Annotated in this window: 16 protein-coding genes and 2 tRNA genes; 17 read left to right on the top strand and 1 reads right to left on the bottom strand. The window is 63.3% G+C overall.

The window, feature by feature from the left end:
* Positions 1-27: 27 nt before the first annotated feature.
* The 7 genes from dnaJ (at position 28) to OGL92_RS14845 (ending at position 8,246) form a co-directional block, all read left to right on the top strand.
* On the top strand, positions 28-1,158 hold the full coding sequence (gene dnaJ / locus OGL92_RS14875; RefSeq protein ID WP_263144749.1) for a molecular chaperone DnaJ: 1,131 nt from the start codon (positions 28-30) through the stop codon (positions 1,156-1,158).
* A gap of 62 nt (positions 1,159-1,220) precedes the next feature.
* Positions 1,221-2,024: a 4-hydroxy-tetrahydrodipicolinate reductase gene (gene dapB, locus OGL92_RS14870; RefSeq protein ID WP_263144746.1), complete on the top strand. Its 804-nt coding sequence runs from the start codon at positions 1,221-1,223 to the stop codon at positions 2,022-2,024.
* A 280-nt stretch (positions 2,025-2,304) separates the two neighbouring features.
* Positions 2,305-3,453, top strand: a complete 1,149-nt coding sequence (gene carA / locus OGL92_RS14865; RefSeq protein ID WP_263144743.1) for a glutamine-hydrolyzing carbamoyl-phosphate synthase small subunit — start codon at positions 2,305-2,307, stop codon at positions 3,451-3,453.
* 13 nt (positions 3,454-3,466) lie between these two features.
* On the top strand, positions 3,467-4,117 hold the full coding sequence (leuE, locus tag OGL92_RS14860; RefSeq protein WP_263144826.1) for a leucine efflux protein LeuE: 651 nt from the start codon (positions 3,467-3,469) through the stop codon (positions 4,115-4,117).
* 28 nt (positions 4,118-4,145) lie between these two features.
* Positions 4,146-7,367, top strand: coding sequence for a carbamoyl-phosphate synthase large subunit (gene carB, locus OGL92_RS14855; protein WP_263144741.1), 3,222 nt, complete (start codon positions 4,146-4,148; stop codon positions 7,365-7,367).
* A complete protein-coding gene (greA, locus tag OGL92_RS14850; protein WP_263144738.1) occupies positions 7,364-7,840 on the top strand; it encodes a transcription elongation factor GreA in 477 nt (158 codons plus the stop codon). The genes carB and greA overlap by 4 nt, the downstream gene beginning before the upstream one ends.
* A gap of 16 nt (positions 7,841-7,856) precedes the next feature.
* Complete coding sequence (locus OGL92_RS14845; RefSeq protein ID WP_263144736.1) at positions 7,857-8,246, top strand: DUF4149 domain-containing protein; 390 nt, start codon at positions 7,857-7,859, stop codon at positions 8,244-8,246.
* A gap of 32 nt (positions 8,247-8,278) precedes the next feature.
* Here the strand turns inward: OGL92_RS14845 and OGL92_RS14840 are convergent, their stop codons facing one another.
* On the bottom strand, positions 8,279-8,593 hold the full coding sequence (locus OGL92_RS14840; RefSeq protein ID WP_263144734.1) for a YhbY family RNA-binding protein: 315 nt from the start codon (positions 8,591-8,593) through the stop codon (positions 8,279-8,281).
* Positions 8,594-8,683: 90 nt separating this feature from the next.
* Between OGL92_RS14840 and rlmE the strand changes: the two genes are divergently transcribed.
* The 10 genes from rlmE to nusA all read left to right on the top strand — a co-directional run bounded on the left by rlmE (position 8,684) and on the right by nusA (position 17,232).
* Entirely contained in the window at positions 8,684-9,307 is a 624-nt protein-coding gene (rlmE, locus tag OGL92_RS14835) for a 23S rRNA (uridine(2552)-2'-O)-methyltransferase RlmE (protein ID WP_263144732.1), read from the top strand.
* 165 nt (positions 9,308-9,472) lie between these two features.
* Positions 9,473-11,395 (top strand): ATP-dependent zinc metalloprotease FtsH, encoded by a 1,923-nt coding sequence (ftsH, locus tag OGL92_RS14830; protein ID WP_263144824.1) that lies wholly within the window; start codon positions 9,473-9,475, stop codon positions 11,393-11,395.
* Between the two features lie 7 nt (positions 11,396-11,402).
* The gene (folP, locus tag OGL92_RS14825; protein WP_263144730.1) at positions 11,403-12,254 is read left to right on the top strand and encodes a dihydropteroate synthase; all 852 of its coding nucleotides are present in this window, start codon (positions 11,403-11,405) and stop codon (positions 12,252-12,254) included.
* 20 nt (positions 12,255-12,274) lie between these two features.
* Positions 12,275-13,612, top strand: a complete 1,338-nt coding sequence (glmM, locus tag OGL92_RS14820; protein ID WP_263144727.1) for a phosphoglucosamine mutase — start codon at positions 12,275-12,277, stop codon at positions 13,610-13,612.
* A 65-nt stretch (positions 13,613-13,677) separates the two neighbouring features.
* Positions 13,678-14,433, top strand: coding sequence for a triose-phosphate isomerase (tpiA, locus tag OGL92_RS14815; RefSeq protein ID WP_263144726.1), 756 nt, complete (start codon positions 13,678-13,680; stop codon positions 14,431-14,433).
* Between the two features lie 2 nt (positions 14,434-14,435).
* On the top strand, positions 14,436-14,846 hold the full coding sequence (gene secG / locus OGL92_RS14810) for a preprotein translocase subunit SecG (protein WP_263144723.1): 411 nt from the start codon (positions 14,436-14,438) through the stop codon (positions 14,844-14,846).
* Between the two features lie 10 nt (positions 14,847-14,856).
* A tRNA-Leu gene (locus OGL92_RS14805) sits at positions 14,857-14,942 on the top strand.
* Between the two features lie 95 nt (positions 14,943-15,037).
* A tRNA-Met gene (locus OGL92_RS14800) sits at positions 15,038-15,114 on the top strand.
* A gap of 130 nt (positions 15,115-15,244) precedes the next feature.
* Positions 15,245-15,703: a ribosome maturation factor RimP gene (gene rimP / locus OGL92_RS14795; protein WP_263144720.1), complete on the top strand. Its 459-nt coding sequence runs from the start codon at positions 15,245-15,247 to the stop codon at positions 15,701-15,703.
* 47 nt (positions 15,704-15,750) lie between these two features.
* The gene (nusA, locus tag OGL92_RS14790; RefSeq protein WP_263144717.1) at positions 15,751-17,232 is read left to right on the top strand and encodes a transcription termination factor NusA; all 1,482 of its coding nucleotides are present in this window, start codon (positions 15,751-15,753) and stop codon (positions 17,230-17,232) included.
* Positions 17,233-17,239 lie beyond the last annotated feature (7 nt).

The raw sequence follows: 17,239 nt of genomic DNA, 5'->3' as shown, positions 1-17,239 counted from the left end.
GTACGAATTTGAGAGTGAATGAAGCGTATGGCTAAACGAGATTATTACGAAGTGCTCGGTGTGGAGCGCGGCGCCAGCGAAGCGGAGCTGAAAAAGGCTTATCGACGCCTGGCGATGAAGCATCACCCGGACCGCAACCCTGGCGATAAATCCGCCGAAGAGCAGTTCAAGGAGGCCAACGAGGCCTATGAGGTGCTCTCCGACTCCAGCAAACGCGCGGCCTATGACCAATACGGCCATGCGGGCGTCGACCCGAGCATGGGCGGCGGTGGCGCGGGCTTCGGCGGTGGCGGGGCGAGCTTTTCGGACATCTTCGGCGACGTCTTCAGCGATTTCTTCGGCGGCGCCCGCGGCGGTTCGCGCGGCGGTGCCCAGCGCGGCAGCGACCTGCGCTACACCCTGGAGCTGGATCTGGAAGAGGCGGTTCGCGGGACCACCGTCACCATCCGCGTGCCGACGCTGGTCGCCTGCAAGACGTGCGATGGCAGCGGGGCGAAGAAGGGAACCACGCCGGTCACCTGCACCACCTGCGGCGGGATCGGCCAGGTCCGCATGCAGCAGGGTTTCTTCTCGGTGCAGCAGACCTGCCCGCGCTGCCATGGCACCGGCAAGATGATCGCCGACCCCTGTGGCAGCTGCCATGGACAGGGCCGCGTGGAAGAACACAAGACCCTCTCGGTCAAAGTGCCTGCGGGCGTCGACACCGGCGACCGGATCCGCCTGTCCGGCGAGGGCGAGGCGGGTACGCTCGGCGGACCGCCCGGCGATCTGTACGTGGTGGTCAATGTGCGCGAGCACCCGATCTTCCAGCGCGACGGCAAGCACCTGTATTGCGAGGTGCCGATCAGCTTCGCCGATGCAGCCCTGGGCGGCGAATTGGAAGTGCCCACTCTCGATGGCCGGGTCAAGCTGAAAATCCCCGAGGCAACCCAGACCGGCAAGCTGTTCCGGCTGCGTGGCAAGGGTGTCGCGCCCGTGCGCGGCGGCGGTGCCGGCGACCTGATGTGCCGGGTCGCGGTGGAGACACCGGTCAATCTGGACAAGCGCCAGCGCGAACTGCTCGAGGAGTTCCGCCGCAGCTTGCAGAGCGATGGCTCCCATTCGCCCAAGGCCAGCAACTGGTTCGAAGGCATGAAGCGTTTTTTCGGTGATCTTTGAGGTGACGCCCAGGGTCGACCTGTCCTCCGCGGGTCGATCCTGAGCGCCGCCGAGGTTTGGTTATGCGACGTATTGCAGTGATGGGCGCCGCCGGGCGCATGGGCAAGACGCTGATCGAGGCCGTTCAGCAGTCGCCGGGCGCGGGATTGACCGCGGCGGTCGACCGTCCGGACAGCACGCTGGTCGGCGCGGATGCCGGCGAACTGGCCGCCCTGGGACGCATCGGCGTACCGCTGTCGGGCGATCTGCAGCGGGTGACCGACGAGTTCGACGTGCTGATCGATTTCACCCACCCCGCGGTGACCCTGAAGAACCTGGAGGTCTGCCGCCACGCCGGCAAGGCCATGGTGATCGGCACCACCGGCTTCTCCCCCGAGGAGAAGCACCGGTTGGCGGAGGCGGCGAAGACGATCCCCATCGTGTTCGCGGCCAATTTCAGCGTGGGCGTCAACCTTTGCCTGAAGCTGCTGGACACCGCCGCGCGGGTGCTGGGCGACGAGGTGGACATCGAGATCATCGAAGCCCATCACCGGCACAAGGTGGACGCGCCGTCCGGCACCGCGCTGCGCATGGGCGAAGTGGTGGCCGATGCCCTGGGTCGCGACCTCTCCCAGGTGGCTGTCTATGGTCGCGAGGGGCAGACGGGCGCTCGCAAGCGCGACACCATCGGTTTCGCCACCGTGCGGGCGGGCGATGTGGTCGGTGACCATACCGTGCTCTTCGCCTCCGACGGCGAGCGGGTGGAGATCACCCACAAGGCCTCCAGCCGGATGACCTTCGCTCGCGGCGCGGTGCGGGCGGCGCTCTGGCTGCAGGATCGGGAGCCGGGTCTCTACGACATGCAGGACGTGCTCGGCCTGCATTGAGTGAGGGTGAGGAGGCGTCGGCGCGGGCCTCCCGCACCGGCCTTCCGTGGTGCGGTCCCGCCGCGGAGGCTGGGCGGTTTCCATCGCATCCTGCGCACGTTACGAGGCGCGCCAGCTCGCGGGTGGACCGGAAAGAGCCTTTCCTGTAAGATGCAGCTTTAGTGTGTCCACTAAAAGTTACGCAGAATGGCTCAAATAAAAAAGCGGGGTGACGGTTCGAACGTCATCCCGCTTTTTTACAACCTGCGTTTGCTTCAGCTCTGATCTACCGGAGGTCTTCTTGACTAAGCCAGCCCCTAAACCTGCCATTCTGGCCCTTGCCGATGGCAGCATTTTTCGTGGCGAAGCCATTGGAGCCGACGGTCATACCGTTGGCGAGGTCGTGTTCAACACCGCCATGACCGGTTATCAGGAAATCCTCACCGATCCTTCCTACGCCCAGCAAATCGTCACCCTCACCTATCCCCATATCGGCAACACCGGGACCACCCCGGAAGATGCCGAGGCCGACCGGGTATGGGCCGCCGGTCTGATCATTCGCGACCTGCCGTTGATCGCCAGCAACTGGCGCAGCAAGCAGTCGCTGCCCGACTACCTGAAAGCCAACGGCACCGTCGCCATCGCCGGCATCGATACCCGCCGCCTCACTCGCCTGTTGCGGGAGAAGGGCGCGCAGAGCGGCTGCATCCTGGTGGGCGACGATGCCACCGAGGCGCGGGCGCTGGAGCTGGCGCGTGGCTTCCCAGGGCTCAAGGGCATGGACCTGGCCAAGGAAGTCAGCGTCAAGCAATCCTACGAGTGGCGCTCCGGTGTGTGGGAGCTGAAGAGCGATAGCCACCCGGAAATCGCCGCGGCCGAGCTGCCTTATCACGTGGTCGCCTACGACTACGGCGTGAAAGTGAACATCCTGCGCATGCTGGTGGCGCGGGGTTGCCGCCTGACCGTGGTGCCGGCCCAGACCCCGGCCGCCGAGGTCCTGGCGCTGCAACCGGATGGCGTCTTCCTTTCCAACGGCCCGGGCGACCCGGAGCCCTGCGATTACGCGATCCAGGCGATTCGCGAGATCCTCGATACGCCGATCCCGGTGTTCGGCATCTGCCTCGGCCACCAATTGCTGGCCCTGGCATCCGGCGCCAGGACGGTGAAGATGGGGCACGGCCACCACGGCGCCAACCACCCGGTGCAGGACATGGATTCCGGGGTGGTGATGATCACCAGCCAGAACCACGGTTTCGCGGTCGAGGAAGCGAGCCTGCCGGGCAACCTCCGGGCGACCCACAAGTCTCTGTTCGACGGCACCCTGCAGGGCATCGAGCGCACCGACAAGGCGGCATTCAGCTTCCAGGGCCACCCGGAAGCCAGCCCGGGGCCCCATGATGTCGCGCCGCTGTTCGACCGCTTCATCGCGGCGATGGCCGAGCGGCGCTGAGGTGTCCGGCATGCTGCCAAGCCTGGGTGTCACCGACCTCTGGACCTATGTCCTCGGCGTGGTATTCATCGTGCTGCTGCCCGGCCCCAACTCGCTGTTCGTGCTCGCCACTTCAGCCCAGCGCGGCGTTGCGGCCGGCTATCGGGCGGCCTGCGCGGTGTTCCTCGGCGATGCGCTGCTGATGCTGCTCTCCGCCCTGGGTATCGCTTCGGTGCTCGAGGCCGAGCCGGTGCTGTTCATCGCCCTCAAGTACCTGGGTGCGGCGTACCTCTTCTATCTGGGGATCGGCATGCTGTTCGGTGCCTGGCGCACCTGGCGGCATCCGCAGGACGTCCCGGCCGCGGCCGCGCAGGTCGAGGTGCAGCGGCCGTTCCGCAAGGCGCTGCTGCTCAGCCTGTCCAACCCCAAGGCGATCCTGTTCTTCATGTCTTTCTTCATCCAGTTCGTCGATCCCGGGTTCGCCCACCCGGGCCTGGCCTTCCTGGTCCTGGGAAGCATCCTGGAAGTGGTGAGCGCCCTTTACCTGAGTTTCCTGATTTTCACGGGTGTGCGCCTGGCGGACTGGTTCCGTCGGCGCCGCCGCCTGACGGCCGGTGCGACCACCGGCGTCGGCGCCCTGTTCGTCGGCTTTGGCGTGAAGCTGGCGACCGCGACCCTTTCCTGACAAGCCCGATTACTGCAACGAGAATCCCATGCCCAAGCGTACAGACATAAAGAGCATCCTGATCCTCGGCGCCGGCCCCATCGTCATCGGCCAGGCCTGCGAGTTCGACTATTCCGGCGCCCAGGCGTGCAAGGCCCTCAAGGAAGAAGGTTTCCGCGTCATCCTGGTGAACTCCAACCCGGCCACCATCATGACCGACCCGTCCATGGCCGACGCTACCTACATCGAGCCGATCAAATGGTCCACGGTGGCCAAGATCATCGAGAAGGAGCGCCCCGACGCCCTGCTGCCGACCATGGGCGGCCAGACCGCCCTGAACTGCGCGCTGGACCTCGAGCGCCACGGCGTGCTGGCGAAATTCGGCGTCGAGATGATCGGTGCCAACGCCGACACCATCGACAAGGCCGAGGATCGCTCGCGCTTCGACCGGGCGATGAAGGACATCGGTCTGGCCTGCCCGGTCTCCGGCATCGCCCACAGCATGGAAGAAGCCTACGGCGTGCTGGAGAAGGTCGGCTTCCCCTGCATCATCCGGCCGTCCTTCACCATGGGCGGCACCGGCGGCGGCATCGCCTACAACCGCGAGGAGTTCGAGGAAATCTGCGCCCGCGGCCTGGATCTGTCTCCGACCCGTGAGCTGCTGATCGACGAGTCGCTGATCGGCTGGAAGGAATACGAGATGGAGGTGGTCCGCGACAAGAAGGACAACTGCATCATCGTCTGCGCCATCGAGAACTTCGATCCCATGGGCGTGCACACCGGCGACTCGATCACCGTCGCGCCGGCCCAGACCCTGACCGACAAGGAATACCAGATCCTGCGCAACGCTTCGCTGGCGGTGCTGCGCGAGATCGGCGTGGAAACCGGCGGCTCCAACGTGCAATTCGGCATCTGCCCGGACACCGGACGCATGGTGGTGATCGAGATGAACCCGCGGGTGTCGCGGTCCTCGGCGCTGGCCTCCAAGGCCACCGGTTTCCCGATCGCCAAGATCGCCGCCAAGCTGGCGGTCGGCTACACCCTCGACGAGCTGCAGAACGACATCACGGGCGGTCGTACCCCGGCGTCCTTCGAGCCGGCCATCGACTACGTGGTGACCAAGATTCCGCGTTTCGCCTTCGAAAAATTCCCCAAGGCCGACGCGCGCCTGACCACCCAGATGAAATCGGTCGGCGAAGTCATGGCCATCGGCCGGACCTTCCAGGAGTCCCTGCAGAAAGCCCTGCGCGGGCTGGAAGTCGGCGCCACCGGCTTCGATCCCAAGCTGGACCCGGCGAATCCGGAATCGGAAGGCATCCTCAAGCGCGAACTCACCGTGCCCAGCGCCGACCGTATCTGGTACGTGGCCGACGCGTTCCGCGCCGGCAAGAGCGTCGAGGACGTCTTCGAGCTGACCCGCATCGACGAGTGGTTCCTCGTGCAGATCGAGGACCTGGTCAAGGATGAGGAGCGGATCAAGACCCTCGGCCTGTCCAGCATCGACCATGGGCTGATGTACAAGCTCAAGCGCAAGGGGTTCTCCGACGCGCGCCTGGCCAAGCTGCTCGGCGTCACCGAAAAGAACCTGCGCAGCCATCGCCACAAGCTCAAGGTGCTGCCGGTCTACAAGCGCGTCGACACCTGCGCGGCGGAGTTCGCCACCGATACCGCCTACCTGTATTCCACCTATGAGGAGGAGTGCGAGGCCAATCCGTCCGGGCGCGACAAGATCATGATCCTCGGCGGCGGGCCGAACCGCATCGGCCAGGGCATCGAGTTCGACTACTGCTGCGTGCACGCGGCCCTCGCCATGCGCGAAGACGGCTACGAGACCATCATGGTCAACTGCAACCCGGAAACCGTTTCCACCGACTACGACACCTCCGACCGCCTGTATTTCGAACCGGTGACCCTGGAGGACGTGCTGGAGATCGTCCGCGTCGAGCAGCCCAAGGGCGTGATCGTGCAGTACGGCGGGCAGACGCCGCTGAAGATCTGCCGCGCCCTGGAAGAAGCCGGCGTGCCGATCATCGGCACCAGCCCCGACGCCATCGACCGCGCCGAAGACCGCGAGCGCTTCCAGCAGATGGTCGAGCGGCTCAACCTGCGCCAGCCGCCGAACGCCACGGCGCGCAGCGAAGACGAGGCGATCGCCGGCGCCAAGCGCATCGGTTACCCGTTGGTGGTGCGCCCGTCCTACGTGCTCGGCGGCCGCGCCATGGAGATCGTCTACGAAGAAGACGAGCTCAAGCGCTACATGCGCGAGGCGGTCCAGGTCTCCAACGACAGCCCGGTCCTGCTCGATCACTTCCTGAACTGCGCCATCGAGGTCGACGTCGACGCCGTGTGCGACGGTGACGACGTGGTGATCGGCGCGATCATGCAGCACATCGAGCAGGCCGGCGTGCATTCCGGCGACTCCGCGTGCTCCTTGCCGCCCTATTCGCTGCCGATGGCGATCCAGGACGAGATCCGCAGCCAGGTCAAGAAAATGGCCCTGGAACTCGGCGTGGTCGGCCTGATGAACGTGCAGATGGCGGTGCAGGGCGAGGACATCTACGTGCTGGAAGTGAACCCGCGCGCCTCGCGGACGGTGCCCTTCGTGTCCAAGTGCATCGGCACCTCGCTGGCGAAGATCGCCGCGCGGGTGATGGCCGGCAAGACGCTCAAGGAAATCGGCTTCACCGAGGAGATCATCCCGCCGTTCTTCAGCGTCAAGGAAGCGGTGTTCCCCTTCGCCAAATTCCCCGGCGTCGATCCGATCCTCGGCCCCGAGATGAAATCCACCGGTGAGGTGATGGGGGTCGGCGACAGCTTCGCCGAAGCCTTCGCCAAGGCCCAGCTGGGTGCCAGCGAAATCCTGCCGACCGCGGGTTGCGCCTTCATCAGCGTGCGCGAGGACGACAAGCCCTTCGCCGCCCAGGTGGCGCGCGACCTGGTGGGGCTGGGCTTCGAAGTGGTGGCCACGGCCGGCACCGCCCGCGTGATCGAGGCCGCCGGCTTGCCGGTGCGTCGCGTGAACAAGGTGACCGAGGGCCGTCCCCACGTGGTGGATATGATCAAGAACGATGAGGTCACGCTGATCATCAACACCACCGAAGGGCGTCAGTCCATCGCTGACTCCTATTCCATCCGTCGTAACGCTCTGCAACACAAGATCTGCTGCACCACCACGATCGCCGGTGGGCAAGCCATCTGTGAGGCGCTCAAATACGGCTCCGAGAAGACCGTGCGCCGGTTGCAGGATCTCCATGCAGGAATCAAGGCATGACTAAATACCCCATGACCGTCCAGGGCGCCCGCGCCCTCGAAGAAGAACTCGCCCACCTGACCAAGGTGGTCCGGCCCAAGTTGAGCCAGGACATCGGCACCGCCCGCGAACTCGGTGACCTCAAGGAGAACGCCGAATACCATGCCGCCCGCGAGCAGCAGGGTATGGTCGAGGCGCGCATCCGCGACATCGAGGGCCGCTTGCAGAACGCCCAGGTCATCGACGTCACCAGCATTCCCCACACCGGCAAGGTGATCTTCGGCACCACCGTAGAGATCGCCAACGTCGAGACCGACGAAAGCGTGACCTACCAAATCGTGGGCGACGACGAGGCCGACATCAAACGCGGCAAGCTGTCCGTCAGTTCGCCCATCGCCCGCGCCCTGATCGCCAAGGAAGAGGGCGACGTGGTGACGGTCAAGACACCGAGCGGCCTGGTCGAGTACGAGATTGTCGAAGTCCGTCACCTCTGAGCGGCGCGTGCCGTGGATGGCAGCCACCTGGCGCCTGGCCCTCACGTTTTGGGTCGGCGGCCTGTGGCTGCTGCATTTCGTCGTGCTGCCATCCCTCGAGCGTTTCGGCCTGGCGTCTCTGTTGGTCGAGGACGTCGCCCGCGGGTTGCGTCCTTTATTGATGGGCTTCGCGGCCTTCTGCGCAATCCTTCAAGGGGCGCTGCTGCATTTCGCCCGGGACGTGGCGCGGCCGCTGCGGGATTCGCGGGGCCAACTGCTGCTGGTGTGCCTGGTGTCCGTCGCGGCCTACTTCGCCCTGCGTCATTGGGCACCTGAAATCGAATACGGCCTGCGCTTCGCCTATCTGGTGACGGCGTTCGCGGGAGCTTTGCTGGTGATGCGGCGAGCGCCGGGCGGGCACGCCTGACGCGCCCGGATCGCTCCGGGCGGTAGGGGAGGTCAGTGACCGCTGAAGCGGCTGACGTTGGAAAGGTTCTTGTTCGGTTTCGGGTTCCTGCGGTAGATCAGTGCCATCTTGCCGATGGTTTGGATCAATTCGCAGCGTGCGGTCCGGCAAAGTTCGTCGATCAAGGCGCGACGGTCGTCGCGTTCGGTGATGCGAAATTGCACCTTGATCAACTCGTGATCGTTCAGCGCCCGCTCCAGTTCGGCCGTCACCCCTTCGGTCAATCCGTTTTCGGCCACGATCAATACAGGTTTCAGGTGGTGGCCGATAGATTTGTAGTGTTTCTTCTGCTCCTGATTGAGCGCCATAATCTGACCCTTGCGTCTGATCCCAGTAAAAATCGGCGGTTAGTGTACCCGACAGTCAGTCGGAGCGCCCAGCCGCTCACGAGGTAACCCGTGGCCCGTTCCAAGACAAGCCCCCGTTGGCTGAAAGAACATTTCGATGATCCCTACGTCAAAATGGCACAGAAGGACGGTTACCGTTCGCGCGCCAGCTACAAACTGCTGGAGATCCAGGAGAAGGACCGCATCCTCCGCCCCGGCATGACGGTGGTCGATCTGGGCGCGGCGCCGGGCGGCTGGTCCCAGGTGACGAGCCGGCTGATCGGCGACAAGGGGCGTCTGATCGCATCGGACATCCTGGCGATGGACAGCATTGCCGACGTCACCTTCATTCAAGGGGATTTCACCGACGATCTGGTGTTCGAACAGATATTGGCGGCGATCGACGGCAAGCCCGTCGACCTTGTGATTTCCGACATGGCCCCCAATATGAGTGGCTTGAGGTCCGCCGACCAGCCGCGCGCGATGTACCTGTGCGAACTGGCGCTGGATCTGGCCGGTCGGGTACTGCGACCCGGTGGCGACTTCCTGATCAAGATTTTCCAGGGGGAAGGCTTCGACGAATATCACAAGAGCGTTCGCGAAAGGTTCGAGAAGGTGCAGATGCGCAAGCCGCAATCGTCACGGGATCGCTCACGCGAACAATACCTCCTCGCGCGCGGCTATCGCGAGGCCTAGACTGCAAGAGCGTCAAGGATTCGCGTTGCATAGGTAGTAAAGGGTTACAGACGGCGTCTGCCAGGGGCAGGGCTTGTGTAGTAAGTTAGGCCGGTAATCAACCAGCCGTCATGCGAGGCACGTTCCAGGACGGGGCCTGCTTCAGAGGGTAGCTAATTGAACGATATGGCAAAGAACCTGATCCTGTGGCTGATCATCGCGGCCGTTCTGGTCACCGTGATGAACAACTTCTCCAGCCCGAGCGAGTCGCAGGCGCTGAACTATTCCGAGTTCATCGAGCAGGTCAAGGAAGGGCGTGTCGAACGCGTCTCCGTCGAAGGCTACACCATCACCGGCAAGCGCTCGGACGGCTCCACCTTCACCACCGTACGGCCGATGATCGAAGACCGGGGCCTGATGGGCGACCTGATCGAGAACAAGGTGGTGGTCGAAGGCAAGAAGCCCGAGCAGCAGAGCATCTGGACCCAGCTTCTGGTGGCCAGCTTCCCGATCCTGGTGATCATTGCCGTATTCATGTTCTTCATGCGCCAGATGCAGGGCGGCTCCGGTGGCCGCGGCGGTCCCATGAGCTTCGGCAAGAGCAAGGCGAGACTGCTTTCCGAGGATCAGGTGAAGACCACGTTCGCCGATGTCGCCGGCTGCGACGAAGCCAAGGAAGAGGTCAGCGAGCTGGTCGAATTCCTCCGCGATCCCGGCAAGTTCCAGCGCCTCGGCGGACGTATTCCCCGTGGCGTACTGATGGTGGGCTCGCCCGGCACCGGTAAGACTCTGCTGGCGAAAGCGGTCGCCGGCGAGGCCAAGGTGCCTTTCTTCACCATTTCCGGGTCGGACTTCGTGGAAATGTTCGTCGGGGTCGGTGCGTCGCGGGTTCGCGACATGTTCGATCAGGCGAAGAAACACGCTCCCTGCATTATCTTCATCGACGAAATCGACGCCGTCGGCCGCCATCGCGGCGCAGGCATGGGCGGCGGTCACGACGAGCGTGAACAGACCCTCAACCAGCTGCTGGTCGAAATGGACGGCTTCGAGGTGAACGACGGCATCATCGTCATCGCCGCGACCAACCGCCCCGACGTGCTGGACCCGGCCTTGTTGCGTCCAGGCCGCTTCGACCGCCAGGTGGTGGTCGGCCTCCCCGATATCCGGGGGCGCGAGCAGATCCTGAAAGTGCACATGCGCAAGGTGCCGATGGGCGAGGACGTCGAACCGGCCGTGATCGCTCGCGGTACGCCGGGCTTCTCGGGCGCGGATCTGGCCAACCTGGTCAACGAAGCCTCGCTGTTCGCGGCGCGTTCCAACAAGCGCGTGGTCGAAATGCGCGAGTTCGAGTTGGCGAAAGACAAGATCATGATGGGCGCCGAGCGCAAGACCATGGTCATGTCCGAAAAGGAAAAGCTCAACACCGCCTACCATGAAGCCGGTCACGCCATCGTCGGGCGCCTGGTTCCAGAGCATGACCCGGTCTACAAGGTGTCCATCATTCCTCGCGGCCGCGCCTTGGGCGTGACCATGTTCCTTCCCGAGGAAGATCGTTACAGCCTGTCGAAGCGCGCCTTGATCAGCCAGGTATGTTCCCTGTTTGGTGGGCGGATCGCCGAGGAAATGACCCTGGGGTTCGATGGCGTTACCACTGGTGCGTCCAACGACATCATGCGCGCCACTCAGATCGCCCGGAACATGGTGACCAAGTGGGGGCTTTCGGAGAAACTCGGTCCGCTGATGTATGCGGAAGAGGAGGGCGAGGTCTTCCTTGGGCGCGGTGCGGGTGGCCAGCATGCCAATGTCTCGGGCGAGACGGCCCGGGTAATCGATGAAGAGGTGCGCAGCATCATCGATCATTGCTATGACACGGCGCGCAAGCTTCTGATGGAGAACCGCGACAAGCTCGACATGATGGCCGATGCCTTGATGAAGTTCGAAACCATCGACGCCGAGCAGATCAACGACATCATGGCCGGTCGAAGCCCGCGTGAGCCCCGCGATTGGCAAGGTGGTTCGGGAACCGGTACCGGCCCGGGGGCGCCAATAGTCGGCGAGAGCCCCGACCGTCCGGAAACACCCATCGGTGGTCCGGCCAGCGAGCATTAAGGCTGGCATGAACGTACAGCAATTCCCAACCCGGTTGTCTTGCGGCAACCGGGTTCTTGATTTATCCCGTCCCCATGTGATGGGTATTCTCAACGTCACCCCTGATTCCTTCTCCGACGGCGGCCTCTATGGCCGGCCCGATGCGGCGTTGCGTCATGCCGAAAGCATGCTTGCGGCGGGTGCGAGCCTCATCGACGTAGGGGGAGAGTCGACCCGGCCAGGGGCGCCCGTGGTCTCCACCTCCGAGGAGCTGGATCGGGTCGCTCCGGTGGTCGAGGCCCTGGCCCGCGAATTGGACGTGATCATCTCGGTGGACACCTCCACTCCGGAGGTCATGCGGGAAACCTCGCGCTTGGGCGCCGGCCTGATCAATGACGTGCGGGCGCTGCGCCGGCCAGGCGCTCTCGAGGCGGCCGCCGCCAGCGGTTTGCCCGTGTGCCTCATGCATATGAAGGGCGAGCCCGGTACCATGCAGCAGGATCCGCGCTACCTGGATTTGCTCGGTGAAGTGCAGGCGTTTCTCCGGGAGCGATTGCAGGCCTGCGCCGAGGTCGGGATAGGCGCCGATCGAGTGATCCTCGATCCCGGTTTCGGTTTCGCCAAGACGCTCCAGCACAACCTCAGCCTGTTCAAGCATATGCCTGTGCTGCTGGCACTGGGTTGTCCGCTCCTGGTAGGCGTTTCCCGCAAGAGTATGGTGGGACAGGTGTTGCAGCGGGATGTCGGCGAGCGCCTCTATGGCAGCCTGGCACTGGCGGCCCTGGCAGTGGCCAAGGGCGCGCGTATCCTGCGCGTACACGATGTGGCTGAAACGGCCGATGTGATTCGGATGATAGCCGCCGTGGAAGCGGCGGAATAAAGGAAAAGGGCGAAGTGGTCATGAGTAGGAAGTATTTCGGTACCGATGGTATTCGCGGGCAGGTCGGTCAGTACCCCATCACGCCCGATTTCATGCTGAAGCTCGGCTGGGCCGCCGGCATGGCGTTTCGCAAGCAGGGTAATTGCCGAATTCTCGTCGGCAAGGACACGCGCATTTCCGGCTACATGTTCGAGTCAGCCCTGGAGGCGGGATTGTCCGCCGCCGGCGCCGACGTGATGCTGCTAGGGCCGATGCCGACGCCGGCGATCGCCTACCTCACGCGTACCTTTCACGCGGAAGCGGGCATCGTCATCAGCGCATCCCACAACCCCCACTACGATAACGGCATCAAGTTCTTCTCCGGCCAGGGCACCAAGCTCGCGGACGAAGTGGAGCTGATGATCGAGGAGTTGCTCGATCAGCCGATGACTGTGGTCGACTCCGCGCAATTGGGCAAGGTGTCGCGTATCAACGACGCCGCCGGGCGTTACATCGAGTTCTGCAAGAGCAGCGTGCCCTCCAGCACCAGTTTCGCCGGGCTCAAGCTCGTGGTGGATTGCGCCCATGGCGCGACCTACAAGGTCGCGCCCAACGTGTTCCGTGAGTTGGGCGCGCAGGTCTCGGTGCTCGCCGCGCAGCCGAACGGGCTCAACATCAATGCCGATTGCGGTTCCACCCACCTGGAGACCTTGCAGGCCGAAGTCATCGCCCAGCAGGCCGACCTCGGGATCGCCTTCGATGGCGACGGCGACCGTGTGCTGATGGTCGATCACACCGGCGCGGTGGTGGACGGCGACGAGCTGCTTTTCCTCATCGCCCGCGACCTCATGGAGCGCGGTACCTTGCAGGGCGGCGTCGTCGGAACCCTGATGAGCAACCTGGGGCTCGAGCTGGCTTTGCAGGAGCTGGACATACCTTTCGTGCGCGCCAAGGTTGGCGATCGTTATGTGATGGCCGAGCTGCTGTCGCGTGGCTGGCAATTGGGCGGTGAAAACTCCGGGCATATCGTTTGCTGCCAGCACACCACCACAGGCGACGCGATCATCGCGGCACTGCAGGTGCTGATGGCGCTCAAGCGTCGCGGCCAGAGCCTCGCCGAGGCGCGCCAAGGATTGCGGAAATGCCCGCAAGTGCTCGTTAACGTGCGTTTCGCCGGGGGCAAGGATCCGGTCACGCATCCCGCCGTGCAGGATGCGTGCGAGCGCGTGAACACCCGCATGGCCGGGCGAGGGCGCGTGCTGTTGCGCAAGTCCGGCACCGAGCCACTCGTGCGGGTGATGGTGGAAGGCGACGACGAGGCGCAGGTTCGTGGCTACGCCGAGGAACTTGCCAAGGTCGTCACTGAGGTATGTGCTTGATTTGGCTTGCCAGTCTGAAAACCCTTGGGTAATATCTGCGCCCACTTTGATCGACGAGGTATCGCATGCGTCGCCCTTTGGTTGCTGGTAACTGGAAAATGCACGGTACCCGCGCCAGCGTCGATGCGCTCGCCCAAGGTGTGAGTCGTATGGAGGTTGATGCCTCCATCGATGTGGCGGTACTGCCTCCCTTTCTTTACCTGGAGCGCGTACAGCAGATTCTGGCCGAGTCGCCTGTGGCGGTCGGCGCGCAGAACTGCGCCAAGGATGCCTGGCAAGGTGCGTTGACCGGGGAAGTCTCGGCGGCGCAGCTGGCCGACGTAGGTTGCAAGCTTGTGTTGATCGGTCACTCCGAGCGTCGCCAGTTGTTCGGCGAGACCGATGAAGTGATCAGCCGGAAATTCATCGCGGCGCAGTCCTGCGGTCTGATGCCGGTGCTCTGTGTCGGCGAGTCGCTGGAGCAGCGCCAAGCAGGTCGGACGCTGGATGTGGTTTCCGAGCAACTGGGTAACGTGATCCATGAGCTGGGGATCGGGGCTTTTTCCAATGCGGTGATCGCCTACGAGCCCGTATGGGCCATCGGGACCGGGCTCACGGCGACCCCCGCGCAAGCGCAGGCGGTGCATGCGGCGATCCGAGCGCAGCTGGCGGACGAGAGTCCTTCGGTGGCGCAGGCGATGAGAATTCTTTACGGCGGCAGCGTCAAGGCCGTCAACGCCGTCGAGCTGTTTGGCATGGCGGATATCGATGGGGGGCTGGTCGGTGGAGCCTCTCTGAATGCGGATGAGTTCGGTGCGATCTGTCGTGCCGCGGGAAGCTGATAATGCTGGAAACAGTCGTAATCGTGGTTCATCTGCTGGGCGCTGCCGGTGTGGTCGCGCTGGTATTGTTGCAGCAAGGTAAAGGGGCTGATGCGGGGGCCTCGTTCGGTTCGGGCGCGTCGGCCACTGTTTTCGGAAGCCAAGGTTCCTCTACCTTTCTGAGCCGTTTTACTGCTATACTAGCCACGGTTTTTTTCTTGACCAGCCTGGGCTTAGGCTACTTTGCTAAAGAGAAGTCTGAAGCGCTGGGCAAGATCGGATTGCCTGATCCTGCTGTCATAGAGGTTCAGCAGCCTGCTCCGGCAGCAAGCGATGTGCCGGTGCTTGAGGGGCAGAAATCAGTAGAAAAAACCGACGACGTTCCTCAGAATTCCGAGTCCGCTCCGGTTCAGGGGCAGTCGGAACAGAAGTAAAAGCAGTTTTGCCGAGGTGGTGGAATTGGTAGACACGCTACCTTGAGGTGGTAGTGGCCATAGGCTGTAGGGGTTCGAGTCCCCTCCTCGGTACCATTTAAGAGGGCCCGCAATACGCGGGCTTTCTTGTTGGCGGAGTGTTCGGTTGACCATCAAGGGGTGGCGGCCGTATACTTCCGCTCCAGCTTTGACGCGGGGTGGAGCAGCTTGGTAGCTCGTCGGGCTCATAACCCGAAGGTCGTTGGTTCAAATCCAGCCCCCGCAACCAGTTATAGCGGAGCCCCTTTTTAGGGGCTTTTTGCTAGCTGGACAGTCGCCATCGATGTCCGATCGGGTGGCATAAAAGGGATGGGCGTTTCGCCCATTTTTTATTTGCACAGCATGCGCGAGGGGTTCAGGTGTCGAGCAAGCTAGAACAGTTGCAGGCCTTGTTGGCCCCGGTAGTCGAAGCACTTGGCTACGAATGCTGGGGTGTCGAGTTCCTGTCTCAAGGGCGGCATTCTCTGTTGCGGGTCTACATCGACCACGCCGACGGCATCCTCGTCGAGGATTGCGAAAAAGTAAGTCGGCAGATCAGTGGGGTGCTCGACGTCGAGGACCCGATCAGCAACGAATACACCCTGGAAGTATCTTCGCCAGGCATGGATAGGCCATTGTTCACCCTTGAACAGTTCGCCAAACACGCCGGTGAGCAAGTGAAAATCAAGCTGCGTTCGCCTTATGAAGGGCGACGCAATTTTCAGGGCCTTCTCCGCGGGGTGGAGGAGCAGGATGTGGTGGTTCTGGTGGACGACCATGAGTACCTGTTGCCGATCGACTCGATCGACAAAGCCAACATCATTCCCCGTTTTGACTGAGACGCGGATCCCGCGGATCCAATGGATTGCGAAAGGCGAGGCGTACGATGAGCAAAGAAGTACTGCTGGTTGTGGAGTCGGTATCCAACGAGAAAGGGGTACCGGCCGGCGTGATTTTCGAGGCGCTGGAACTGGCCCTGGCCACCGCTACCAAGAAACGTTACGAAGACGAAGTCGACCTGCGTGTGGAGATCAATCGCCACACCGGCAGTTATGACAGCTTCCGCCGCTGGGCGGTGGTGGACGAGGACGATCTGGAAAACCCTGCCGCTGAATTGACGGTCGAGCAGGCCCAGGAAAAGGAAAAGGGCGCCAAGGTCGGTGACCTGATCGAAGAGAAGATCGAGTCCATCGAGTTCGGACGCATCGCTGCGCAGACCGCCAAGCAGGTCATCGTGCAGAAGGTTCGCGAAGCCGAGCGTGCCCAGGTGGTCGAGGCCTATCGCGAGCGTCTGGGGGACATCATCTCCGGTACGATCAAGAAGGTTACCCGCGACAGCGTGATAGTCGACCTGGGCAACAACGCCGAGGCCTTGCTGGCGCGGGAAGACATCATTCCGCGCGAGACCTTCCGGGTCGGCGCGCGCGTCCGTGCGCTGCTCAAGGAAATCCGCACCGAGAACCGCGGCCCGCAGCTCATTCTGTCGCGCACCGCGCCGCAGATGCTGATCGAGCTGTTCCGCATCGAAGTGCCGGAAATCGCCGAAGAACTGATCGAAGTGATGGCCGCCTCCCGCGATCCGGGCTCGCGCGCCAAGATCGCGGTGCGTTCCAAGGACAAACGTATCGACCCCCAGGGCGCTTGCATCGGTATGCGCGGTTCGCGCGTACAGGCGGTTTCCGGCGAACTGGGGGGCGAGCGGGTGGACATCGTGCTGTGGGATGACAACCCGGCGCAGTTCGTGATCAACGCCATGTCCCCTGCGGAAGTGGCGGCGATCATCGTCGACGAGGATGCCCATGCCATGGACATCGCCGTCGGCGAGGACAACCTGGCCCAGGCCATCGGCCGTGGTGGTCAGAACGTGCGTCTCGCCAGTCAATTGACCGGCTGGACCCTGAACGTGATGACCGAGGCCGACATCCAGGCCAAGCAGCAGGCGGAAACCGGCGACATCCTGCAAGCCTTCATCGACGAGCTCGAAGTCGACGAAGAGCTGGCGCAGGTACTGGTGGACGAGGGGTTCACCAGCCTGGAAGAAATCGCCTACGTGCCGATGGAAGAAATGCTCAATATCGACGGCTTCGACGAAGACATCGTCAACGAGCTGCGTGCGCGTGCCAAGGATCGTCTGTTGACCAAGGCGATCGCCACTGAAGAGAAGCTGGCAGATGCCCAGCCTGCCGAAGACCTGCTTTCCCTCGAGGGCATGGACAAGGATCTGGCTGTTGAACTGGCAGTGCGTGGCGTGGTTAACCGCGAAGACCTAGCAGAGCAGTCTATCGACGACTTGCTCGACATCGACGGCATGGATGAAGAGCGTGCCGGCAAGTTGATCATGGCCGCCCGAGCCCATTGGTTCGAGTAAGACGTCG

Source organism: Pseudomonas sp. RIT-PI-AD (genome assembly GCF_025642785.1).
Lineage (GTDB): Bacteria > Pseudomonadota > Gammaproteobacteria > Pseudomonadales > Pseudomonadaceae > Pseudomonas_T.
This window is presented reverse-complemented; position numbering and strand designations above follow the sequence as displayed.